This window comes from Ruegeria sp. ABD4_443, assembly GCF_056160865.1.
In genome coordinates this window covers 198470-218677 of sequence record NZ_JBSWYA010000002.1, presented here as the reverse complement: position 1 = coordinate 218677, position 20208 = coordinate 198470, and the positions used below count along the sequence as shown (strand labels likewise).

The following is a 20208-nucleotide window of genomic DNA, read 5'->3' as shown; positions in this document are numbered from 1 at the left end:
GGCACCCGAGTTCCAGCAACAGGACAGGCTGGGCTATTTTACGATCCGCAACTGTGGCGCTGCCGCCTCTTTGTCCCTGAGGATGGACTGATACGGGTCTTTCGAACGCAGCATCATGTCAACCGCGTTGCGCAGCAATTGACGGCGACCCCGGCGGGAATAAAAGCCGCCGGGAACCTGCGAGGTGTCCAGAAGGAATTGCCGGTATTGGCGATAGGCCCTTTTGTCCGGCGCATCCGGGTTGGCAAAGAAATCTTCGATCTTTTGCCGGGAAACGAATTCCGGCTTGTCATAGACCGAGCGTCCGAAACTGCGCAGGGGTATCCCGCGCCACAGAACCTGTTGCCCGGCTGTCGAGTTGATCGTGACCGCACTGTTGGCCTCGTCCAGCAGTTTCGCCAGCTTGCCGCCGGGGACATAGTGAACCCGGTCGGCGATCCCGTGGGCGCGGGCCAGTTCGCGGGTCCGCTTGCGCAGCGGTTCGCGGTGGTTTTCCAGCGGGTGTTCCTTGATGACAAGGTGGTGATGGCCCGGGGCGCCCTTGGCAAAGCCCGATATTACATGTTCAAGAAATTCGGACATGCTGGCATAGTCCGAATGGTTCTGCACGGAACTGTCATGCCCAAGTTGCAGCAGGGCAAGGTGAAATGGGTTGCCGGTTCGGCGAACCCTGGCCGTGGCCAGCCCCCGCATGATCCGGTGAAAGGGCATCAGGGACAGGCGCTTGAAATACAGCCGGAACTCTTTCGACACCGGCAGGTCGCGATGCGGTCTGAAGTTGCGGTACTTCCGGTTCAGGAACAGGACAAAACCGTGATACAGCGCGCCATAGAATATGTGCTGGCGCATATCGCCCCAATGTGACGGGGGCGGCGATTGCGTGTCCGAAAGCTGCAGCGCGGAATCCATCTGTTCCACGCTCAGGTCCATCAGGCGCGAGTTGCCGTTCGACCCGTTGCGTTCATAGGTGACCCACCACGGGCGCAGGTATCCTTCTTCGAAAACATGGATCGTGACGCCGCGGGATTTCGCAATCTCGACCGCTGTTGCGTGGATGGGGCGCGTATCGCCATACAGAACAAGGTCGGTCACCCCTTTGCCGACGATCAGGTCAACCAGGGTTTCGGGCCATTCATCAGGTGTTCCGCGAAACGGGACATAGCGGTCTTTGTCGGACCAGAACGCCCGATCGCCTGCATTGAAACCAACGCGCCACACCTCGGCACCTGAGACGCGCAGCATGCGGCCAAGGGTGCTGAAGAACGGCCCGTGCGGCCCCTGAAGAAACAGGAAAACACGTCTGTTGTGGTATGACGGTGAGTGGTCCATCAGCATTACGTTATCCAAACTTGCGGGCAAAATCATGTCCACACTTGCCAAAACTATGTCCAAACCGGCCATTTCGGCGGAAGAGTGCTTGTCCGCGCGTGGTGATCGGCGTAGTTCAACCTATGAATTGGCGCTCAGGCTAGGGATGGATAGTTAACAGAATGTTTACAGGGATCATCACTGACGTCGGGACCGTTACCGAGCTTGAAAAGCAGGGCGACCTGCGCGCACGGATTCGGACCTCGTATGACACTGGGCGCATTGATATCGGGGCCTCGATCGCCAGCGACGGCGTGTGCCTGACCGTGATCGCGCTGGGGGACGATTGGTACGACGTGCAGATCAGCGCAGAAACCGTGTCCAAAACCAACATCGATACCTGGAGCGTCGGTAAACGCGTCAACCTGGAACGCGCCTTAAAGGTCGGTGACGAACTGGGCGGGCATATCGTATCGGGTCATGTGGACGGTGTGGCACAGGTGATCGCCGTTCAGGACGAGGGCGACAGCACCCGTGTGACCTTGCGCGCGCCCCAGGACCTGGCCCGGTTCATCGCCCCCAAGGGGTCGGTTGCGCTGAACGGGACGTCCCTGACCGTGAACGAGGTCGACGGGTGCGACTTTGGCATCAATTTCATCCCGCACACCAAAGACGTCACCACATGGGGGCTTGTTGGCGTCGGTGACAGGGTCAACCTGGAGATTGACACTCTGGCCCGCTATGTCGCGCGTTTGTCCCAGGTGGACTGAACGCGGCATGCCGGGCGCAACGTTGCGTCCCGCCCGTGACGGTGTCCAAGGCCTCTGGTCTTTGCGCATGCGCTGGTCTATTTCGTCACCAAGAGTTGCCAAGGGAAAGGCTGCCCAATGAGCTATGAAACACCCGGACCGGTCGAGACCCAGCTGCGCGAGGCGATCAGTCCGATCGAAGAGATTATTGACGAGGCTCGAAAGGGCCGGATGTATATCCTTGTCGATCACGAGGACCGCGAAAACGAAGGCGATCTTGTGGTTGCGGCCGAATTTGCTGATGCCAAGGCGATCAACTTCATGGCGACCCATTGTCGGGGATTGATCTGTCTGACCCTGACGCCTGAACGTATCGACAGCCTCGGGCTGCCGATGATGGCGATCAACAACTCGTCCCGGCACGAAACGGCCTTTACGGTTTCGATCGAGGCTCGCGAAGGCGTGTCCACCGGGATCTCGGCGGCCGACCGGGCGCTGACGGTGGCGACCGCAATCAACGAGCAGAACACGATGGCCCAAATCGCCACACCCGGCCATGTCTTTCCGCTGCGCGCCAAGCGTGGCGGGGTGTTGGTGCGGGCAGGGCATACCGAGGCCGCGGTCGATGTCTCTCGGCTGGCGGGCCTCAACCCCTCTGGCGTGATATGCGAGATCATGAACCCCGACGGCACCATGGCGCGCCTGCCCGATCTGGTGGCGTTTGCCAAAGAGCATGGCCTGAAGATCGGAACGATCAGCGATTTGATCAGCTACCGGTCGCGCAATGACAACCTGGTGGTCGAAACCTCGCGCGAAACGGTCACGTCGGAATATGGCGGCGAATGGGAGATGCGGATATTCACCGATCAGACCCATGGCATCGAACATGTGGTGATGGTCAAGGGTGACATCACCACGCCCGAGCCGGTTCTGACGCGCACGCACGCGCTGCACGAGGCACCGGATATTCTGGGCCTGGGTCCGAAATCGCCGCAGGAATTGCCCAGGGCGATGGAAAAGATCGCCGCCGAGGGGCGCGGTGTCGTGTGCCTGTTCCGCCAGCCGCGCAACTCGCTCTATGCCGCAGAAGAGGAAGGACCGCGTACGATCAAGCAAACCGGGCTTGGTGCGCAGATCCTGTCCAAGATGGGTATTCAGGAACTGGTGCTGCTGACGGACTCGCCGGAAACGAAATACCTGGGGCTCGACGCGTTTGGCCTGTCCATTGTCGGGACCCGATCCATTCTCAAGGACGACTGATCGTGGCTGAACAAGACAAACACGGCGTTCTGCCGACCCCGACCTTCGACAAGCCGGTGAAGCTGCTGATCGTGGTGGCGCCGTTCTATCGGGCCATCGCCGACAATCTGGTCGCTGGTGCCAGGGCCGAGATCGAGCGGGCAGGCGGCACCTGCGAGGTGGTCGAAGTCCCGGGCGCGCTGGAAATTCCGACCGCCATCGCCATGGCAGACCGCCAGTGCAACTTCGACGGCTACGTCGCGCTGGGCTGCGTCATTCGGGGCGAGACCACGCATTATGAAACGGTGTGCAACGATTCCAGCCGCGCCATTCAACTGATGGGCCTGCAGGGCCTGTTGATCGGCAATGGTATCCTGACGGTCGAAAACGACGATCAGGCCGAAGTGCGGGCAAACCCGGACAAGATGAATAAAGGGGGCGGCGCGGCTGCTGCGGCCTTGCATCTGATCGCGCTCAGCCGTAAGTGGGGCGCCTCACAAAAGGGCGTGGGCTTCAAGCCGCCGTCCGAGTCCATCCTTGTGGCGGGCGACAGCAACGGACCCACGACAGCATGACCCAGACAGACGCGCCGAAACCGGCCAGCCAGAAACGCCTGAAGAAATCCGCCGCCCGGCTTTATGCCGTGCAGGCGTTGTTCCAGATGGAACAGTCCGGGCAAACGACCCAAGCCGTCGTGGCCGAGTTTCTGGACCACCGGTTTGGCGCGGTCTACGAAGGCGAAGAGATGCTGGATGGCGATATCGGCGTATTCCGCAAGCTGGTGGATGATGCCGTGAATTATCAGGCGCCCATCGACCAGATGACGGATCGGGCGCTGGTTGCCAAGTGGCCCATCGCACGGATCGACCCGACCTTGCGCGCGGTGTTCCGGGCCGCCGGGGCGGAACTGACGCAAGGCGATACGCCGCCCAAGGTCGTCATCACCGAATTCGTCGATGTTGCACGCGCCTTTTTCCCCGAGGGGAAAGAACCCAAATTCGTCAACGCCGTGTTGGATCACATGGCGCGCGAAGCCAAGCCCGAGGCATTCTGACACCTTTTGACAGCCAGTAATATGCGCTAAACTGAATGTTATAGCGCAACGAGGTTCGTCATGCCCAAACTGGTCCGTCTGTACATCACTCAAGTTGCCTGGGGTTTCGCCATTTCGGCAGTTTTTGTCGGGGTGCTGTTGGCCCTGAATGTCGCGAATCTGCGCTACCTGATTTCCAGCTCTGAAGTCGGGTTGATTGCGCTGGGCATGATCTGGTTCATGAACGGCATCGTCTTTGCCGGTGTTCAGTTTGGTTACAAGATCATGAGCATGGCGGAAAAGCCACAAGGCCCAAGGCGCGGCTCGCCCGTTGTTCATCGGTTTGAACCGGCGACTGTACCGCAGGAAACCCGCGCAGAACGCTGATATCCAAGGAAAAGTGTGGCGGGACCACCAGTCAACCGTGGGGCTTTGATTCCCGAGGACCTGTATATACAGGTGGGCGCCAGGTAATCAGGCCAGGACCTGAACAGAGCCAGCTCCCTCGGAATTGCTTAAGGCCACCGGAATGCTGCCAATCACGAGAAGGGCAGAACCCGCCACGCGCCTAAGTAGGGCCTCTGGCGGGTTCGTACAAGGGGTCAGGCGTCAACAGTTTCGTGCAGGGCCGTGCGCAGCGTTCCAAAATGTTCGTCCCACCCTTTGTCCAGGGCCAGGATCAGGCCAAAGGCATCGGCGGTCTGCGGCAGCCCTTCATGCAGCAACCCAAGCCGGGTTCCCCCGGCGACGGGTTCCAGCGTCCATTTCACCACGCTGACGGCATCGCCCATGGGTTTGACGGTAAAGCTGTATTCCAGGTATTCGGGCCTGCGTGCCGCAATCACCTGGCCCCAGATCAGCAGATCGCCGCTGGTGGTTCCGAACATCTCAAGGCTTTGACCGGCGGTCAGCGCGCGTTCAGGTTTATGAAACCACTCGGCCAGCCGCTCGGGCTCTGTCAGGTATTCCCAGACCGTTTCCGGCGTGGCACGAAGAAAGATGGTTTTCTGCAAAACAGTTGCGGTCACTTTTCGTCTCCTTCTATGGCGGCTTTCAGATGGGCAAGGCGATCATCCCAGAACTGGTCGAAATAGCTGAACCACTCCAGGACCGGGGCCATTCCGCTTGGTTCAAGCCGGTTGACGCGCTCGCGCCCCCGGGTTTCGACAGAGATCAACCCGCCATCAGACAGCACGGTCAGGTGTTTTTTCACGGCCGCGCGGGTCATGTCGAACCGGTCCGTCAATTGGGCGATCGTCATGTCCTGGTTGGCCAGGATTTGCACGATGTCCCGGCGGGTCGGGTCAGCCAGCGCGCGGAATACGTTTTGAGTTTGCTGTGTCATGGTGTCTCGAATGCGATACCAAAAGGTGTCATTTATATATGATACCAATAGGTATCACGTCAACCCCAAGATGGCGCTTGATTTTTGTTCACGAATTGTTCACATTCTGCCAATGACCTTGGATCTGCAACCCGGACAAAAACTGGCCCGCGGTGTATCGCGGCACCTGCTGACGCATGGGTTTGTTTCTGTTGAGGAATTTGTTCCGGCCCGCGGATTGCGCGTAGACGTGATGGGCCTGGGACCCAAGGGCGAGCTTTGGGTGGTGGAATGCAAGTCCAGCCGGGCCGATTTTCAGTCAGACGCGAAATGGCAGGGCTACCTGGAATGGTGCGACCGGTTCTTTTGGGCGGTGGATACCGCGTTTCCAACGGAACTGTTGCCGCCGGAAACCGGCCTGATCATCGCCGATGCCTATGACGCCGAGATCGTCCGGACCGGTCCTGAAACCAGGCTGGCGCCAGCGCGGCGCAAGAAGATGATCCAGAAATTTGCCGTCGATGCCGCGCGCAGATTGCAAGGGTTGCGCGACCCCAGGCTATAGGATGTCAGCCGTTGACGGCACGCGCCGCCTGGGCCGCCGCCCGGATTTCCTCGGCAATTTCTTCGGCCTCTTCCGGGTCAAAATCCATGGGGATCTCGATGCCCGGCCCTTCGATGTACAACCGTACCATGCCCTGGTCGGTGGGGCCGATCTGCAGGTTGGCTTCGATATCGCGTTCGGTGTTGATGCCCATAAATGCCTCCGGGGACTGCGCAATGGTGCTAGCCTGCGATGGCGCGAGAATCAAGCGGGGTATCAGGGATGAACGACGTCAAACTCAGGTCATTTCGCCCCGAGGATGCGCCCTGGCTGGTCGAACAGCACAAGGCTTTGTACGCCCGCGACGAAGGGTTCGATGACAGTTTCGCAATTTTGGTCGCGCAGATATTGCGTGATTTCAGCGCCGCGCATGATCCGGCCCGCGAGCGTGGCTGGGTGGCCGAGAGGGCAGGGCGCCCCTTGGGCAGTATTTTCTGTGTCGCGCAGGACAATCAGACCGCCAAATTGCGTCTGTTCCTGCTGTTGCCCGAGGCCCGCGGCCTGGGGCTGGGCAAGCGGATGCTGACAACCTGCATGGATTTCGCACGGGCCAGCGGATACCGGCAAATGGTGCTGTGGACCCATGAAAGCCACGCGGCGGCCTGTGCTCTATACCGGGCCTTCGGGTGGCAGCTGACCGCCAGCAAACCTGTGCATTCCTTTGGGGTCGATCTGGTGGAACAAAGCTGGCAAATTTGGCTTTAATGCCCTTGCAATCCCTGCACGCGTTCGCTACATCGCCCTCCACAAGTGCCGCCTTAGCTCAGTTGGTTAGAGCGCTGGATTGTGGATCCAGAGGTCCCCTGTTCAAGCCAGGGAGGCGGTACCACTTCCCCCGAAATTCGACGTATTCACCGCCGCAGAACAACTGCGCCATGTTGGGTAACACGGCGCAGCTGAAGGTTGTCAGGCGAAGGTCACGCCGTTTTCGGACATGGGCAGGCTGGTCACCTGCAGGCCCGACAGCGCCCCGATTGCGTTTGCCAGGGCGGGGGCCGATGGTGGGGTGCCGGGTTCACCCACGCCGGATGGTGCTTCGGCGGATGGCACGATATGGACGTCGATCTGCGCAATATCGCCGATCCGAAGCGGCTCGTAGTCAGGAAAGTTGTACTGGTCCACGGCACCACCGGTCAGCGTGATCTGGTCGCGCATGACATGTCCGATGCCATATCCGATTCCGCCTTCCATCTGGGCGCGCACGACGTCCGGGTTGACGGCGATGCCGCAATCTACGGCACATGTCACCTTGTGGATGCGCAGCCCGGTTTCGGGGTCGCCGGACACTTCGACCACCTCGGCGACGTAGGAACCGAACGACTTGTGGACAGCGACACCTTGGGCGTGACCTGCGGGGACATCCCCCCAACCGGACCTTTCGGCCGCCAGCTTCAGGACCTGTGCCTTGCGGTTCTGGTCCGGGTCAGAGCTGTCGGCCAGATACGCCAGCCGGAACGCCACCGGGTCCTGACCGGAGGCCCTGGCCGCCAGGTCCATCATGGTTTCCATGACATAGGCCGTGTGGGTATGCCCGACCGATCGCCACCACAGCACGGTTGTCGCCTTGGGCGTGTCGGTCAGCCCCAGCGCCATACCCGGTATCTGATAGGGGCTGTCGGCGATGCCTTCTATGGACGAGTGATCGACCCCGTCATGAACGGCAAAGCTTTCGAAGGCGGTGCCCTTCATGATTGATTGCCCTGCAACCTGGTGGTGCCAGCCGACAATGGCGCCTTTGGCATCCAGCCCTACGCGAACCTTGTGGCCAAAGGCCGGACGATAATAACCGCTGCGCATATCGTCTTCGCGGGTCCAGACCAGCTTGACCGGGCGGGACCGGTCCGTGACGGCAAAGGCAAGGGCGGCCTCGACCTGGTAATCTGCGTCAGGTGTTGCACGGCGCCCGAAGGAACCGCCTGCCAGCATGGTGTTGATCCGTATTTTCTCGGGCGGCAGGCCAAAGATCTGCTGATAGGCAAGATGCGGGCCTGTGGGCATCTGGCAACCATCATGCAACACGATCTCGCCTGTCTCGGTCTGTTCGATCGTACAGTTCAAGGGCTCCATCGGGGCGTGGGCCAGAAGCGGAAAGTAGAATGTCCGCTCGATGACCGTGTCCGCACCGTCGATTGCCGCAGTCACGGCGGCCGCGTCGGCCTTGTTCACGTTGTATTCCGGCTCGGCATCCAGGGCGGCCATGATTTCCGCCTGGATCTGGTCGGAATCCCGCGCCTCGGCAGCGGACAGGTCCCATTCGACCTCGATCGCATCCCGCGCCTGAATGGCGGCCCAGGTGTTTTCGGCAAAAACGGCGACGCCGGCCTTGTTGGGCAGGATTGCCGCGCTGACGAATCCCTTGATGTCGCGGGATGCGCTGTCATCCATTCCCGTGACCGTTGCGCCTCGCGATTCCGGGCGCTTGATCATGGCCACCATCTGATTGGGCAGGTGCAGATCCATTGCATAGATCGCCTGTCCGTTTCCCTTGATGGCCGAATCCTTGCGCCGAACCGCCTCGTTGCCGATCAGGCGGAATTCGGACGGGTCTTTCAACCGTGGCTCGACCGGGGCGTCCAACTGTGCGGCCGCCGCGACAAATTCCGCAATCGGCGCCGACCGGTCGCCTGCTTGGACGACGCCTTCTTCGATTGTTACGGTGGACGCATCCACGCCCCAGGATTGCGCAGCGGCGGAAATCAGCATTTCGCGCGCGGCGGCCCCGGCCTGACGGTATTGCAGCCAGGAATTGGCCATCGCAGTCGATCCGCCTGTGCCCTGAAACGCGCCAAAGAACAGGTTGTTATAGACCTGTGGATCTGACGGCGCGAACGCGTATTCGATCTGGTCCATGCGCAGGCCGATTTCCTCGGCAATCAGCGTCGGCAGCCCGGTTGCCGGGCCCTGGCCTTTTTCAAAGTGTTTGACGATGGCCGTTACCGTGCCATCGGCGTCGATGCGGACAAACGGGTTGAGCTGGGCAGAGTCGGCCCCGGCCGCAGCAAGGGCGCCGTCGCCCCGCATGCCGACAAGAAGCACGGCGCCGGTTGCTGCGGCGCCTTTCAGGAATCCACGGCGAGAGGTGTTGATGGTCATGGGTCAGGCCTCCAGGATGTCGGACGCGCGCTGAATACCGGCGCGGATGCGTTGATAGGTGGCGCAACGGCAGGCATTGCCGGACATATAGTCGTCGATTTCCTGCGCCGACGGCTTGGGGTTTTCAGACAAAAGTCCGACCGCGGACATCACCTGCCCGGATTGGCAATACCCGCATTGGACCACGTCGAGTTCAACCCAGGCCTGTTGTACGGCTGCGCCGATCTTGTCGCTGCCGATGGCTTCGATCGTTGTGATCTCGGCATCGGCGACATCTTCGATATAGGTTTGGCACGCGCGTACCGGTTCACCGTCCATATGAACGGTGCAGGCGCCGCAGGACGCGACACCGCATCCAAATTTGGTTCCTGTCAGCTTGAGCTCGTCGCGAATGACCCACAGCAGGGGCGTGCCCGGTTCGGCATCGACCGTGTGGGTCTTGCCATTCAGTTTCAATGTCATGGCCATGTGGGGGCTCTCCTGTTCGGCTGGTTTCCGAAATTGGTAAACTGGCGCGTTTACAATAGCGTGATTCCCGTTAATGTAAACTGGTGCGTTTACATCTGAATTTGACCGCGGGCGAACTTCGCGTCTATAGGTGGAAACCATGAACGAATACAGCGCACCGAATGCGTCCAAGCGGGCGCAGATCATCGATGCAGCCGTGGCCGAGTTTCAGGAAAGAGGCTTTGCCGCAGGCAGCATGGATCGCATTTCCGCGCGCGCGCAGGTGTCCAAGCGGACGCTGTACAAGTACTTTGAAAGCAAGGAAAACCTGTTCCGCTCGATCGTTCTGGAACTGTCCGGCCGCTTCGCGGAGGTCCACGAGATGCGCTATCACAAGGGGCGGGATATTCGCGAGCAGCTGACCGAGCTGGCCTGGGCCGAGGGACGGATTTTGATGTCGCCGGACGTGATTGCCATGTCGCGCATGATCATCAGCGAATCCTTGCGCAACCCCGACTTGGCCGCCACTGCGCAGGGCAAGCTGGACAAGACCTCGATATTCGTCACCATTCTGAAACAGGCCCATGAAGACGGGCAGTTGCATATCAGTGACCCCGAACAAGCGGGCAAAGAGTTCATTGGCCTGATCAAGGCCCGTGCCTTTTGGCCCATGCTGTTCACTGGCGATGTCCTGAGCCAGGAAGAAATGGCCGACACGATCGAAAGCAGCGTCCGGATGATGCTCAGCCGGTACGGCCTGCCCGCAACCCCGCAGTAGAGGCAGCGCCCAGGTGCTGGTGGCCGCGTTCAGGTGTAGCTTTGCACCAGTATCGCACCGGATTGCCGTTTTGGGCATTTCGGTCCTCGCCCAGCCTGCCACGGTTGTGTAAAAAGAAGTCCGAGGAAACGCGGGAACAGGCATAAATGTCTCAATCCATTACCATATTCACGACCATGAAAAACGAAGGCCCCTATATGTTGGAATGGGTGGCCTATCATCGGTCGCTGGGGGTGGATCACTTTGTAATTTTCACCAATGACTGCGATGACGGGACCGACGACATGGCTCGGCGGTTGCAGCAATTGGGGATCGCGACGCATGTGTCGAACGAGGTCAAAGAGGGCGGCAACCCGCAACACCGGATGTTGCGGCGCGCCCGGCGCGAACCGCGGGTTCAGGATGCCGACTGGTTGATGTGTCTGGACGTGGATGAATTCTGGAACATCCGCTGTGGCGACAACAGCTTTGCCGCCCTGATCGAAGCCGTGGAAGAGCGCGCAGGTCAGCCCGTAGACGCGATTTCCTTTGCCTGGAGGTTGTTCGGAAGCTCGGGCAATATCAGCTTTGAAGACCGCCCCGTGACCCAGGCGTTTTCAATGGCCGACCGCGAATTCCCTTACCATTCGGGGCGCGCATACGGGTTGAAGACCCTGTTTCGCAACAATGGCAAGTTCACCCGTTTCGGCCCGCACCGGCCCAAAGGTATCGAAGAGGGCAAAGAACGAGAAATTGCGTGGTCCGACGCGGGCGGAAAGCTGTATCCGGCTGAAAAGGTCGGTTGGCGCGCCTGGCAGGGGTTCGACCACGAATTCGGGCGGTTGCACCATTACTCGGTCCGGTCGCTGGACGGGTTCCTGGTCAAACGCGACCGGGGCCGGACAAACCACATTCGCGTGGATCAGGGGCAGTCCTATTGGAAGGACATGAACGCCAACAAGCAGACCGACCAGTCCATCCTGCCCGCGGCAGAGCGCGCGATGCCGATCCTGGCCGAGTTGAAATCCGATGACGAACTTGCCCGGCTGCACGCGCAGGCCTGCGACTGGCACCGCGCAAAGATCGCCGAGATCAAGTTGCGGCCCGACTGGGTGGATTTCCGGGCCTGGCTGGCCGACAATCTCGTTTGATCGCCATGGCCGCCGACCTGAGCAAGGACCAGTTGAAACCGGATCACCCCGATCGCAAAACCGGGTACGAACGGATTCTGACGGACCCCGCGCCGCCGTGGTTTGTCGAATTATATCCCGGAGGCACCGGAACCGGGTTCCTGCAAAAGCTTGAACGTCACGCAATCCTGTTTCACCAGCGGTCCGCGTCGAAACTGGTTGTCAGCTTTGACAATATTGGAAACGTCAACGACCTGTCCTTCGCGCGGGAACCCTGGGGGTGGAAGTTCTTCCGGGACGAAGGGTGGTCGCACCTGGGTGTATTGGCCCGGACCAAAGCCTGGTTCAGGGACCCCGAGATCATCACCTACCTGCAGGAGAAGGCGGCCGAGGGGTTTTTTGACAGGTTCGACCGGGTTGTGTTTGCCGGGGCCTCGATGGGAGGGTTCGGGGCGCTGACATTTTCCGGTCTGGTGCCGGGGGCGACAGTCATTGCCTTCAACCCCCAGACCACACTGGATGAACGGCTGGTTCCCTGGGAAACCCGCTATGGGTTCGGCCGTGTGCAGGATTGGGACCTGCCACTTGGCGATGCGGCGGAAACGATTGCCACGGCGGGCCGGGTCTATGTTCTTTATGACCCATTCTTTGATCTGGATCGCCAACATGCCAACCGGTTGCAGGGGGACAATGTCGTCTTGCTCAAGACGTGGTTTTCCAACCATTTTGCCGCGCCGATGCTGCGCAAGCTGGACATGCTGAAACCGGTCATGCTGGGCGCGATGGATGGGTCGCTGTGCGAGGCCGACTATTACCGCATGCTGCGCGTTCGGCGCCGCTTGCCGTGGTATATTCGTGGTATCGAATCCGTCTGCGGTGAAAGGCACCCCAAGCTTGCCCGCCTTGCCCGTCAGCGGTTTCGCGCCCTGCGGCGGCAGCAGGCCGAGGCGGATGCCGCCAGCGAGGCGCAATGACCGGGGCCAGGGGCGTCTTTATCGGTCAGCGCAAGGACAGGATGGGTGCGCGCCTGTTGATGATGCTGACCTGCATCCGCCTGGCCAGGGATTTCGACACGGATTACAGGGTGAACTGGTTCCCTCAGGGCGCGGACGCCCCGGAACTGGATACCCCTCACGAGCTGTTTTCTGACGACTGGATGGCGGCGCATTTTCTGGATGGACCCAGCTTTGAACAACTTAGCCGCACGGCCCTGCCGATCTGGAAATTCCAGGGCGATGCCTCGGCCGACCGCCTGGCCAAACACCTGGCCGCGGGGCGGTCCGTACTGGTCGAAGAAGGGTTCGAGGTTCTGGCCTTCCCTTGGGAGGACATCGAAGCCATCCGTCCGCGTTACCGCGCATTCATTCACGAGATCGGCTTTACCGATGAGTTGAAGGAAATCATGGAGCGCGCCGACGCCCAACTGAGCGGGCAGGGCGTTTCCGCCTATCACATTCGCCGCGGCGACATCCTGAACGGGCTGCCGTGGAAACACTCGACCTGGCCTGCCAAGATCGAACCGGAAGAGATGTACGAGGCCCATCTTGAAAAAGCGGGTGGCGACAAGGCCATCATGTTTTCCGACCAGCCCGAATTGATTGCGCGGTTCCGGCGCAAATTCCCGGGGCTGATGCAGATGTCGGACATTGCGGACCTGTCCGGGCTGAGCCGGGCCAAGCGCGATTTTCTTGAGTTGTACACCATGTCTCGCGCGGATCAGGTTATCGCCCCGTTCATCTCGGCGTTTTCCATGGCGGCGGCCCGGATCTCGGGGCAGCAACGCAAGGTCTTTCGCGACGTACTGACGCCGGATGAAATTCTGGCCGCAAACGAGCGCGTCATCGCGCGGGTGGGGCAGGGGCCAGAGGCTTTTCTCAATAGCTCTGAGGCCGCGCATATCTATGCCAAGGCCGCGCAATACCTGTGCGCGCAGGACCGTTGCGCCGAAGCCTATGAGCTGGCTCAGCCCATTCTGGATGCCGGGGCCGACAACGCGTTTCTGCCGCTGTTGCAGGCGCTGAACGGGTTCTACCTCGGCAAGTGGAAAGAAAGCGAAGCGATGGCGAAAAAGGGGCTGGAAACGGCGCATCTCTGGCCCGAAGATCATGCTGTTCTATGCGCATTGCGGGCCGCCATTCTGGGCGCGCAGAAAAAGCGCTGGGCGGCGGGGCTGCAATTCGCAAAAGCGTTTTGGTCCAAACCCTTACGGCCTGACGTTATCGTGTTTGGTTCTCGAATGCTGTATCGGGATCAACTGCCGTTCCGGCTGTTTCCGCCGACGGACTGGGCGCTGCAGAAAGCGGTGCGCCAACGCCGTTTCGCTCCGTTCAACAACCTGTACCTTGTTCAGCACAAGGTCATCGCCCGCCAGCCATGCAATTTCGATTTGTTCCTTTTGGATTGGTCGGAACTCGCGATGGATCAGCGGGCCCGGCGGCTGCTGGGCAACCGCGCGCGGCTTGAAGCGCTGCAAACCGGGTTGGCAAACGTGCCGGATATTCCGCCCCAGGACCCGCGCATGCAAAGCGTCAGCTCGATCCTTCAGTTGCATCTTGGGCAGGTGCCCTTGCCCCGCGCCCTGGATACGGCCCGATCCGTCGTCGCGACCTGTCCCGACAACCCGCTGTATCACAAACGTCTGGCTGAGCTTTACGAAGCGGATGGCGACGGCGGTCGGGCACGCCGGGCAATGGCCGACGCCCTGGCCTGTGACCCTGAAAACCCGTTCCTCATGTTTGCCACCGGTCGTCTGCTGGAACGGTTGGGGGCCACCGGGCAGGGCGAGAAACAGATATTGCAGGCAGCCGACCTGGACGAGGCATCAGCCGCAATTCAGGGGGCGGCGGGGCAAATTCACCTACGGCGCGGCAACAAGGACCAGGCCCAACACTATCTGAAACGTGCGCGTGATCTGTGCCCGACATTCAAGCGGTTCTCCAATCAGTTGAAACGGACCGAGCGATGATGGCGATTACCCCCGGCCTGTCCGCCCGGGGCGATTACACCGAACAGATGCAGGGGAAGAACGGGCCTGGTTTCGCCCCCGATGATCGAGTTGACGAAATGTCCGAACGGGTGCGATACACATCTTGGTTCGAAATGCGGTTCTTTGATTAATTGAACGAGGTCACGCGAATGCCCAGCGAATACAAGATCGGCATGCTCTGGGTTGATGGCCCGCTTAGTTTTCTCGAGCAATTGTGCATGGTGTCGTTTCTCGACGCACAGCAGGACGTCCGCCTATACGTCTATGGCGACGTAACGAATATTCCCGACGGGGTCGAGGTTCAGGATGCTCGCGATATCCTGCCGGACGAAGATTTCGTAATTCACACGCGCACCGGCAGCCCTGCGCCGCATTCCGACAAGTTCCGATACCGCATGCTGGCCCAGCAGCCGGATTTGATCTGGGCGGATACGGATGCTTATTGTCTGAAACCGTTTCAACCGGTTGACGGCCATTTCTATGGGTGGATTACAGGGACAGAGATCGCCAACGGAGTCATGAAGCTGCCCCCTGACAGCCAGACGCTCAAAGACCTGATCGAGTATACCGAAGACCCCTATGCCATTCCGCCCTGGCTGCCCGAAAGACACCAGAAAGAACTGATCGAGGCCAAGAACGCGGGAGACCCCAAACATGTGGGCGAGATGCCCTGGGGTGTCTGGGGGCCCAGCGCCCTGACCTGGCTGTTGGAGCGCAACGGCGAAGCGCATCACGCCATGCAGCCGCACGTTCTGTACCCGATTCCCTACAAGAACCGGCGGGCCATGGCGCGGCCTGGCGCCAATGCGCAGAAGTTCATTCAACCCGACACGGTTTCCATCCACTTTTACGGGCGTCGGATGCGGCCCTTCCTGCAACAGCGTTTCGAGGGTATCGCCCCCCCTGACTGCATGATCGGGCAATTGGCCGAAAAGCACGGTATCGACCCCGCCGCCGCCCCGGTCTGAGACAGCGGTTACCTGTTGATTGGCTGTGGGCGTTGCCCGTGGCGTGCTCAGTCCAGGGCGATATCCTGCCGCAGCTTTCCCGTCGTCTTGTCAAAGATCAGAATGCGGTTGTCGTCGGTGACGACTGCGTACCAGTTGGCGCCGATGGTCAGCGCCTGCGCGCGCGCTCCGTCGGGCAGCTCGATCTGATCGGGCAGGGTGGGGGTGCGGTCCGAAAGGCGGATGACAATCAGGGCGAATGTCAATAAAACCCCGCCAATCATCACCGCGGTCAACAGCATGACCATGCGCCGAAGCAACCTGAGTTGCGGCGTCTCTTGCGGTTCGTGGGGTTCGGAAGGGACAGTCATGGGCACCCGCCAGATAGAGTTTCGCATTGCGGCTTCTCCGCCGCCCCGCCTTGATAAGGCGCTTTCGCGGGATGTGCCAGCCAGCGAAAACCTGTCGCGCACGCGGCTGGCCAGGTTGATCGACGAGGGCGCCGTACAGGTCGACGGGGCCGAGGCGCGGGATGCCAAGGCCAAGGTGGCCGAAGGCGCGGCAGTGACCATTACCGTGTCCGAGGCCGAAGACAGCCATATCGGCCCCGAAGACATCCCGCTTGAGGTTGTGTTCGAGGATGCCGACCTGATCGTCATCAACAAACCGGCCGGCATGGTCGTTCATCCGGCACCGGGGTCACCGAACGGTACTTTGGTGAATGCATTGCTGCATCACTGTGGCGATGATCTGTCTGGCGTGGGCGGGGTAAAACGGCCCGGCATCGTGCACCGCATCGACAAGGAAACCAGCGGTCTTTTGGTGGTGGCCAAGTCTGACGCCGCCCATCACGGGTTGGCCGCCCAGTTCGAGGCGCACACGGTCGAGCGTTACTATCGCGCGATTTGCTATGGTGTGCCGGATGCGAACGATCCCCGTCTTCGAGGGGTAAAGGGCGTCAGTTTTGAGCCCGGAAATATCATGCGACTGACCACGCAATTGGCGCGTCACAAGACCGACAGGCAGAAACAGGCCGTTGTCTTTCATGGCGGTCGCCATGCCGTCACCCGCGCCCGTGTCGTTCAGGCGTTTGGGTCACCGGGGGTTCTGGCCCTTGTCGAATGCTGGTTGGAAACCGGTCGCACGCACCAGATCAGGGTCCACATGGCCCATGCCGGGCACGGTCTGATCGGAGACCCCGTCTATGGCGGCCGCCGCAAGCTGGCGGCCCGCGCGTTCAGCCCCGAAACCGCGCAAAAGGTACAGGATTTCAACCGGCAGGCCCTGCATGCAGCGGTCCTGGGGTTTGAACATCCTGTCGATGGCAAGATGATGCGGTTCGAGGCCGCTTTGCCCGAAGATATGGCCGGGCTGGTCCAAGCCCTGGGTCGACCTGTGTAATTTTGCACAAAGGTCTGTGAGAAACGGTTTCTTATCTTTTCTTTAGGGAACGTTAATTTCAGATTGATAAGAACATCCCTTGAAGGATCAGGGTTGCGTGCCCATATCGATGTTAAGGGCTTAAACATTTGTCCGAGGGACATGAAATATGGCAAATTATTCAAATCTCCCCGCGCCGACACCAGAAGGTGGGCTGAACCGGTACATGCAGGAAATCCGCAAATTTCCGCTGCTGGAACCGGAAGAGGAATACATGCTGGCCAAGCGTTGGGTCGAAAAGCAGGATACCGAGGCCGCGCACAAGATGGTGACCTCGCACCTGCGGCTGGCTGCAAAGATCGCGATGGGATATCGCGGCTATGGCCTGCCTCAGGCCGAGGTGATTTCCGAGGCCAATGTGGGCCTGATGCAGGCTGTCAAACGCTTTGACCCGGAAAAGGGTTTCCGGCTGGCGACCTATGCGATGTGGTGGATACGCGCCTCGATTCAGGAATATATCCTGCGGTCCTGGTCGCTGGTGAAACTGGGCACGACATCGGCGCAGAAGAAACTATTTTTCAACCTGCGCAAGGCCAAGGCCCGTATCGGCGCCCTTGAAGAGGGTGACTTGCGACCTGAAAACGTGGCCCAGATCGCGAATGACCTGGGTGTGACCGAAGCGGAAGTGATCAGCATGAACCGCCGCATGTCCGGTGGGGATGCCTCGCTGAACGCGACGGTCGGGTCCGAAGGCGAAGGCACGATGCAATGGCAGGATTGGCTGGAAGACGAAGATGCCGACCAGGCCGGTGATTACGAGGCGCGGGACGAGCTGGATGCCCGCCGCGAATTGCTGGCGGCCGCGCTGGACGTGCTGAATGACCGCGAAAAGGACATTCTGACCCAGCGCCGCCTGATGGATCAGGCCGTAACGCTGGAAGAGCTGAGCACGCAGTACAACGTCAGCCGCGAACGTATCCGCCAGATCGAGGTGCGCGCGTTCGAAAAGCTGCAAAAGAAGATGCGTGAACTTGCCCGCGAAAAGGGAATGCTGGGCGCAAGCTGACGCCTGTCGCCATTTCGAACTCCAAAACAAACCCGGCCCGGGAACGCCCGGCCGGGTTTATTTGTATCTGTCAGTAATGTTTCCTTGAGCGCGCGCAAAAGCCCATTACACTCTGCCAGAGTTCTTGGGGATGTCTGTACAGGCGAGGAGAGACCATGACAGGGCCAGTTCAATGGGGCGTACTGGGCGCGGCAAATTTCGCGCGCCAATTCATGGCCCCGGCAATCCATGCAGCCGACGGTGCCCGTCTGGCCGGCTTGGCCACATCAGACCCGTCCAAGGCGCAGCCCTTTCAAAGTTTCTGCCCGGACCTGACGGTCTATGACAGCTACGACGCCTTGCTGGCCGACCCGCAGATTGACGCGGTATACATACCGCTGCCCAACCACCTGCATGTTGAATGGAGTGTGAAGGCCATGGATGCGGGCAAGCATGTTTTGTGCGAAAAGCCCATGACGATGCAGGTGCAAGAGTTCGACGCGCTGATCGCCAAACGCGACCAGACCGGGCTGCTGGCGGCCGAGGCCTATATGATCGTGCATCACCCCCAGTGGCAATATACGCGCAAGCTGATAGACGATGGCGCGATTGGCAAGCTGGTCCATGTCTCTGGGGCGTTCAGCTTTGACAACCGGGCGGATACCGGGAATATCCGCAACCGGGCCGAAACCGGCGGGGGAGGGCTGCGCGATATCGGGGTCTACGTGATCGGCAGCGCGCGTTTTGCAACCGGGCAGGAACCGGTCTCGGTCAACTCGGCCATTCGGTGGCAGGACGATATCGATGTTTTCACCGAAATTCGTGCGCAGTTTCCCGGGTTTACCTATTCAAGCTATGTGTCGATCCGCATGCATCCCCACCAAGAGACGGTGTTTCACGGCGAGGGGGGGCTGATCCGTCTGACCGCCCCGTTCAACGCCCGCGTCTTTGGCGAAGCGCGGGTCGAATTGCACCGCCCCGGGCTTGAGGTGCAGGTCACCCGCTTTCCGGCGGATGATCAGTACAAGCTACAGGTCGAGGCGTTCTGCCGGTCGGTGCGCGACGGGGTCGAATACCCTTGTCCGCTGGAATTTTCGCGCGGAACGCAGGGTATGATCGACCGCGTCTTTTCCGGCGCAACGCCCCTTTGACGTGCCGGGTTTCGGGGGGCTTGGGTAATGTGTCCGGCACCTGTTCAGGAGGTTTCACATGGCTGGTGGCTGGTCCCGCGACGGCGCGGTAAGTGAACAGATCGAGGCGTCGATTTCCGACGAGCTGGCGCGGATGCAAGCGCAAAAGCGCCCCGTGGGTGAAAGCCTGACCCATTGTGCCGAGTGCGAGGAGCCTATCCCCGAAAAACGCCGTTTGGCGTTGCCGGGGGTCAAGCTGTGCCTTGACTGTCAGCAGGACCGTGACAGCGCCTTCAAGACCCGCGGCGGGATCAACCGGCGCGGGTCAAAGGACAGTCAGCTAAAGTGATCGTGGCAATACCCGCCTTGCGCCCATCTTGTGAGGTTGGTTTCAGCGCAGCGCGCGCCGCGCGAAATCTCGGCAACGGCAGAATGCTCTGTGAGGCGGGAAAACCGGTCATTCATGCAAGCCGCAACAGAAATGACGTGTTGCTGGAACAACCGCTGTCTTCGCTGATGATAAATGGAAGACGCGATCCTAGTTGGACGTCGCCCGATACATCATCAGAATCAAATCGCGATGCGCGCCAGCGACAAAACCGGCACCCGGAAGAGTGCCGACGCGCTCGAACCCGAAACCATCGTGCAATTTGAGCGAGCCTTCGTTGCTGGCATCAATTGCAGAAATAATTTGGTGGTGCTGCTGTCGGTGGTCCAGAACATCGCCCAAAAGGGCCTTTCCCAAACCGGCCCCGCGCGCGCTGGCCGAGATATAGATCGACAATTCTTTGGTGCGCTCGTACCCCGGTTCAGGTTTGAACGCCCCAAGGGTCGCATAGCCCATGACGCGGCCATCGGTTTCGGCGACCCGAAACAGCTCTTTCTGACTTGGGCCCGGCTTGATCCAGGACAGCACGTCAGATGTGTCAACCGGCTTGTCTCGCCAAGTGATGTGCGGGTCGGACAACGTCTGATTGACGATCTGCGCGATCTGGTCGGCGTCTGCCGTGATGACATCTCTTAGTTTTACCATTCA

General features: G+C 60.3%; 25 protein-coding genes and 1 tRNA gene. 18 read left to right on the top strand and 8 right to left on the bottom strand.

Features of this window, described 5'->3' with window-relative positions; all coding sequences use genetic code 11:
• Window positions 1-33 precede the first annotated feature (33 nt).
• Complete coding sequence (locus tag ACXAG8_RS05145; protein WP_475222679.1) at window positions 34-1329, bottom strand: capsule biosynthesis protein; 1296 nt, start codon at window positions 1327-1329, stop codon at window positions 34-36.
• Between the two features lie 161 nt (window positions 1330-1490).
• Here ACXAG8_RS05145 and ACXAG8_RS05140 point away from each other — a divergent pair, with 161 nt between their 5' ends.
• The 5 genes from ACXAG8_RS05140 to ACXAG8_RS05120 all read left to right on the top strand — a co-directional run bounded on the left by ACXAG8_RS05140 (window position 1491) and on the right by ACXAG8_RS05120 (window position 4716).
• Window positions 1491-2078 (top strand): riboflavin synthase, encoded by a 588-nt coding sequence (locus tag ACXAG8_RS05140; RefSeq protein WP_475222678.1) that lies wholly within the window; start codon window positions 1491-1493, stop codon window positions 2076-2078.
• 117 nt (window positions 2079-2195) lie between these two features.
• Window positions 2196-3317: a 3,4-dihydroxy-2-butanone-4-phosphate synthase gene (gene ribB / locus ACXAG8_RS05135; RefSeq protein ID WP_475222677.1), complete on the top strand. Its 1122-nt coding sequence runs from the start codon at window positions 2196-2198 to the stop codon at window positions 3315-3317.
• Between the two features lie 2 nt (window positions 3318-3319).
• Window positions 3320-3871: a 6,7-dimethyl-8-ribityllumazine synthase gene (locus tag ACXAG8_RS05130; protein WP_475222676.1), complete on the top strand. Its 552-nt coding sequence runs from the start codon at window positions 3320-3322 to the stop codon at window positions 3869-3871.
• Window positions 3868-4350 carry a transcription antitermination factor NusB gene (gene nusB, locus ACXAG8_RS05125; protein ID WP_475222675.1) on the top strand — a complete coding sequence of 161 codons (483 nt, stop codon included), beginning with the start codon at window positions 3868-3870 and terminating at the stop codon, window positions 4348-4350. Before ACXAG8_RS05130 ends, nusB begins: the two co-directional genes overlap by 4 nt.
• Before the next feature lie 60 nt (window positions 4351-4410).
• A complete protein-coding gene (locus ACXAG8_RS05120) occupies window positions 4411-4716 on the top strand; it encodes a hypothetical protein (protein WP_475222674.1) in 306 nt (101 codons plus the stop codon).
• Window positions 4717-4931: 215 nt separating this feature from the next.
• Here the strand turns inward: ACXAG8_RS05120 and ACXAG8_RS05115 are convergent, their stop codons facing one another.
• Window positions 4932-5357 (bottom strand): SRPBCC family protein, encoded by a 426-nt coding sequence (locus ACXAG8_RS05115; RefSeq protein ID WP_475222673.1) that lies wholly within the window; start codon window positions 5355-5357, stop codon window positions 4932-4934.
• Window positions 5354-5674 carry an ArsR/SmtB family transcription factor gene (locus ACXAG8_RS05110; RefSeq protein WP_475222672.1) on the bottom strand — a complete coding sequence of 107 codons (321 nt, stop codon included), beginning with the start codon at window positions 5672-5674 and terminating at the stop codon, window positions 5354-5356. The genes ACXAG8_RS05115 and ACXAG8_RS05110 overlap by 4 nt, the downstream gene beginning before the upstream one ends.
• 112 nt (window positions 5675-5786) lie before the next feature.
• On the opposite strand from ACXAG8_RS05110, the gene ACXAG8_RS05105 reads away from it, so the two are divergent.
• Complete coding sequence (locus tag ACXAG8_RS05105) at window positions 5787-6218, top strand: MmcB family DNA repair protein (protein ID WP_475222671.1); 432 nt, start codon at window positions 5787-5789, stop codon at window positions 6216-6218.
• 4 nt (window positions 6219-6222) lie between these two features.
• Here ACXAG8_RS05105 and ACXAG8_RS05100 read toward each other — a convergent pair whose 3' ends face one another.
• Window positions 6223-6411, bottom strand: a complete 189-nt coding sequence (locus ACXAG8_RS05100) for a DUF6324 family protein (protein ID WP_475222670.1) — start codon at window positions 6409-6411, stop codon at window positions 6223-6225.
• Window positions 6412-6479: 68 nt separating this feature from the next.
• Here ACXAG8_RS05100 and ACXAG8_RS05095 point away from each other — a divergent pair, with 68 nt between their 5' ends.
• Both ACXAG8_RS05095 and ACXAG8_RS05090 read left to right on the top strand, forming a co-directional pair.
• Window positions 6480-6962, top strand: coding sequence for an N-acetyltransferase family protein (locus ACXAG8_RS05095; protein ID WP_475222669.1), 483 nt, complete (start codon window positions 6480-6482; stop codon window positions 6960-6962).
• A gap of 47 nt (window positions 6963-7009) precedes the next feature.
• Window positions 7010-7086 (top strand) — tRNA-His (locus ACXAG8_RS05090).
• A gap of 77 nt (window positions 7087-7163) precedes the next feature.
• Here the strand turns inward: ACXAG8_RS05090 and ACXAG8_RS05085 are convergent.
• Both ACXAG8_RS05085 and ACXAG8_RS05080 read right to left on the bottom strand, forming a co-directional pair.
• Window positions 7164-9350, bottom strand: coding sequence for a xanthine dehydrogenase family protein molybdopterin-binding subunit (locus ACXAG8_RS05085; protein WP_475222668.1), 2187 nt, complete (start codon window positions 9348-9350; stop codon window positions 7164-7166).
• A gap of 3 nt (window positions 9351-9353) precedes the next feature.
• Window positions 9354-9818, bottom strand: coding sequence for a (2Fe-2S)-binding protein (locus tag ACXAG8_RS05080; protein ID WP_475222667.1), 465 nt, complete (start codon window positions 9816-9818; stop codon window positions 9354-9356).
• Window positions 9819-9957: 139 nt separating this feature from the next.
• Between ACXAG8_RS05080 and ACXAG8_RS05075 the strand changes: the two genes are divergently transcribed.
• The 6 genes from ACXAG8_RS05075 to ACXAG8_RS05050 all read left to right on the top strand — a co-directional run bounded on the left by ACXAG8_RS05075 (window position 9958) and on the right by ACXAG8_RS05050 (window position 15638).
• Window positions 9958-10575, top strand: a complete 618-nt coding sequence (locus ACXAG8_RS05075; RefSeq protein WP_475222666.1) for a TetR/AcrR family transcriptional regulator — start codon at window positions 9958-9960, stop codon at window positions 10573-10575.
• Between the two features lie 146 nt (window positions 10576-10721).
• Complete coding sequence (locus ACXAG8_RS05070; protein ID WP_475222665.1) at window positions 10722-11705, top strand: glycosyltransferase family 2 protein; 984 nt, start codon at window positions 10722-10724, stop codon at window positions 11703-11705.
• A gap of 5 nt (window positions 11706-11710) precedes the next feature.
• Window positions 11711-12658 (top strand): hypothetical protein, encoded by a 948-nt coding sequence (locus ACXAG8_RS05065; RefSeq protein WP_475222664.1) that lies wholly within the window; start codon window positions 11711-11713, stop codon window positions 12656-12658.
• Entirely contained in the window at window positions 12655-14649 is a 1995-nt protein-coding gene (locus ACXAG8_RS05060; RefSeq protein WP_475222663.1) for a hypothetical protein, read from the top strand. The genes ACXAG8_RS05065 and ACXAG8_RS05060 overlap by 4 nt, the downstream gene beginning before the upstream one ends.
• The gene (locus tag ACXAG8_RS05055) at window positions 14646-14801 is read left to right on the top strand and encodes a hypothetical protein (protein WP_475222662.1); all 156 of its coding nucleotides are present in this window, start codon (window positions 14646-14648) and stop codon (window positions 14799-14801) included. The genes ACXAG8_RS05060 and ACXAG8_RS05055 overlap by 4 nt, the downstream gene beginning before the upstream one ends.
• A gap of 18 nt (window positions 14802-14819) precedes the next feature.
• Window positions 14820-15638 carry a hypothetical protein gene (locus tag ACXAG8_RS05050; protein ID WP_475222661.1) on the top strand — a complete coding sequence of 273 codons (819 nt, stop codon included), beginning with the start codon at window positions 14820-14822 and terminating at the stop codon, window positions 15636-15638.
• Between the two features lie 47 nt (window positions 15639-15685).
• Here ACXAG8_RS05050 and ACXAG8_RS05045 read toward each other — a convergent pair whose 3' ends face one another.
• Complete coding sequence (locus ACXAG8_RS05045) at window positions 15686-15988, bottom strand: DUF6476 family protein (RefSeq protein ID WP_475222660.1); 303 nt, start codon at window positions 15986-15988, stop codon at window positions 15686-15688.
• On the opposite strand from ACXAG8_RS05045, the gene ACXAG8_RS05040 reads away from it, so the two are divergent.
• The 4 genes from ACXAG8_RS05040 to ACXAG8_RS05025 all read left to right on the top strand — a co-directional run bounded on the left by ACXAG8_RS05040 (window position 15987) and on the right by ACXAG8_RS05025 (window position 19521).
• Entirely contained in the window at window positions 15987-17018 is a 1032-nt protein-coding gene (locus ACXAG8_RS05040) for an RluA family pseudouridine synthase (protein ID WP_475222659.1), read from the top strand. The two genes, ACXAG8_RS05045 and ACXAG8_RS05040, sit on opposite strands and share 2 nt — an antisense overlap.
• A 148-nt stretch (window positions 17019-17166) precedes the next feature.
• Window positions 17167-18063: an RNA polymerase sigma factor RpoH gene (rpoH, locus tag ACXAG8_RS05035; RefSeq protein WP_475222658.1), complete on the top strand. Its 897-nt coding sequence runs from the start codon at window positions 17167-17169 to the stop codon at window positions 18061-18063.
• 155 nt (window positions 18064-18218) lie between these two features.
• Complete coding sequence (locus ACXAG8_RS05030) at window positions 18219-19193, top strand: Gfo/Idh/MocA family protein (RefSeq protein ID WP_475222657.1); 975 nt, start codon at window positions 18219-18221, stop codon at window positions 19191-19193.
• 58 nt (window positions 19194-19251) lie between these two features.
• Window positions 19252-19521, top strand: coding sequence for a DksA/TraR family C4-type zinc finger protein (locus tag ACXAG8_RS05025; RefSeq protein WP_475222656.1), 270 nt, complete (start codon window positions 19252-19254; stop codon window positions 19519-19521).
• Window positions 19522-19710: 189 nt separating this feature from the next.
• Here ACXAG8_RS05025 and ACXAG8_RS05020 read toward each other — a convergent pair whose 3' ends face one another.
• Window positions 19711-20205 (bottom strand): N-acetyltransferase family protein, encoded by a 495-nt coding sequence (locus ACXAG8_RS05020; protein ID WP_475222655.1) that lies wholly within the window; start codon window positions 20203-20205, stop codon window positions 19711-19713.
• Between the last annotated feature and the right edge of the window lie 3 nt (window positions 20206-20208).

Bases quoted from the DNA above. Each gene is read 5' to 3' on its own strand.
- ACXAG8_RS05145 (WP_475222679.1), bottom strand. From the start codon at position 1,329: ATGGACCACTCACCGTCATACCACAACAGACGTGTTTTCCTGTTTCTT.
- ACXAG8_RS05140 (WP_475222678.1), top strand. From the start codon at position 1,491: ATGTTTACAGGGATCATCACTGACGTCGGGACCGTTACCGAGCTTGAA.
- ribB (WP_475222677.1), top strand. From the start codon at position 2,196: ATGAGCTATGAAACACCCGGACCGGTCGAGACCCAGCTGCGCGAGGCG.
- nusB (WP_475222675.1), top strand. From the start codon at position 3,868: ATGACCCAGACAGACGCGCCGAAACCGGCCAGCCAGAAACGCCTGAAG.
- ACXAG8_RS05120 (WP_475222674.1), top strand. From the start codon at position 4,411: ATGCCCAAACTGGTCCGTCTGTACATCACTCAAGTTGCCTGGGGTTTC.
- ACXAG8_RS05110 (WP_475222672.1), bottom strand. From the start codon at position 5,674: ATGACACAGCAAACTCAAAACGTATTCCGCGCGCTGGCTGACCCGACC.
- ACXAG8_RS05105 (WP_475222671.1), top strand. From the start codon at position 5,787: ATGACCTTGGATCTGCAACCCGGACAAAAACTGGCCCGCGGTGTATCG.
- ACXAG8_RS05100 (WP_475222670.1), bottom strand. From the start codon at position 6,411: ATGGGCATCAACACCGAACGCGATATCGAAGCCAACCTGCAGATCGGC.
- ACXAG8_RS05095 (WP_475222669.1), top strand. From the start codon at position 6,480: ATGAACGACGTCAAACTCAGGTCATTTCGCCCCGAGGATGCGCCCTGG.
- ACXAG8_RS05085 (WP_475222668.1), bottom strand. From the start codon at position 9,350: ATGACCATCAACACCTCTCGCCGTGGATTCCTGAAAGGCGCCGCAGCA.
- ACXAG8_RS05080 (WP_475222667.1), bottom strand. From the start codon at position 9,818: ATGGCCATGACATTGAAACTGAATGGCAAGACCCACACGGTCGATGCC.
- ACXAG8_RS05075 (WP_475222666.1), top strand. From the start codon at position 9,958: ATGAACGAATACAGCGCACCGAATGCGTCCAAGCGGGCGCAGATCATC.
- ACXAG8_RS05070 (WP_475222665.1), top strand. From the start codon at position 10,722: ATGTCTCAATCCATTACCATATTCACGACCATGAAAAACGAAGGCCCC.
- ACXAG8_RS05065 (WP_475222664.1), top strand. From the start codon at position 11,711: ATGGCCGCCGACCTGAGCAAGGACCAGTTGAAACCGGATCACCCCGAT.
- ACXAG8_RS05060 (WP_475222663.1), top strand. From the start codon at position 12,655: ATGACCGGGGCCAGGGGCGTCTTTATCGGTCAGCGCAAGGACAGGATG.
- ACXAG8_RS05055 (WP_475222662.1), top strand. From the start codon at position 14,646: ATGATGGCGATTACCCCCGGCCTGTCCGCCCGGGGCGATTACACCGAA.
- ACXAG8_RS05050 (WP_475222661.1), top strand. From the start codon at position 14,820: ATGCCCAGCGAATACAAGATCGGCATGCTCTGGGTTGATGGCCCGCTT.
- ACXAG8_RS05040 (WP_475222659.1), top strand. From the start codon at position 15,987: ATGGGCACCCGCCAGATAGAGTTTCGCATTGCGGCTTCTCCGCCGCCC.
- ACXAG8_RS05045 (WP_475222660.1), bottom strand. From the start codon at position 15,988: ATGACTGTCCCTTCCGAACCCCACGAACCGCAAGAGACGCCGCAACTC.
- rpoH (WP_475222658.1), top strand. From the start codon at position 17,167: ATGGCAAATTATTCAAATCTCCCCGCGCCGACACCAGAAGGTGGGCTG.
- ACXAG8_RS05030 (WP_475222657.1), top strand. From the start codon at position 18,219: ATGACAGGGCCAGTTCAATGGGGCGTACTGGGCGCGGCAAATTTCGCG.
- ACXAG8_RS05025 (WP_475222656.1), top strand. From the start codon at position 19,252: ATGGCTGGTGGCTGGTCCCGCGACGGCGCGGTAAGTGAACAGATCGAG.
- ACXAG8_RS05020 (WP_475222655.1), bottom strand. From the start codon at position 20,205: ATGGTAAAACTAAGAGATGTCATCACGGCAGACGCCGACCAGATCGCG.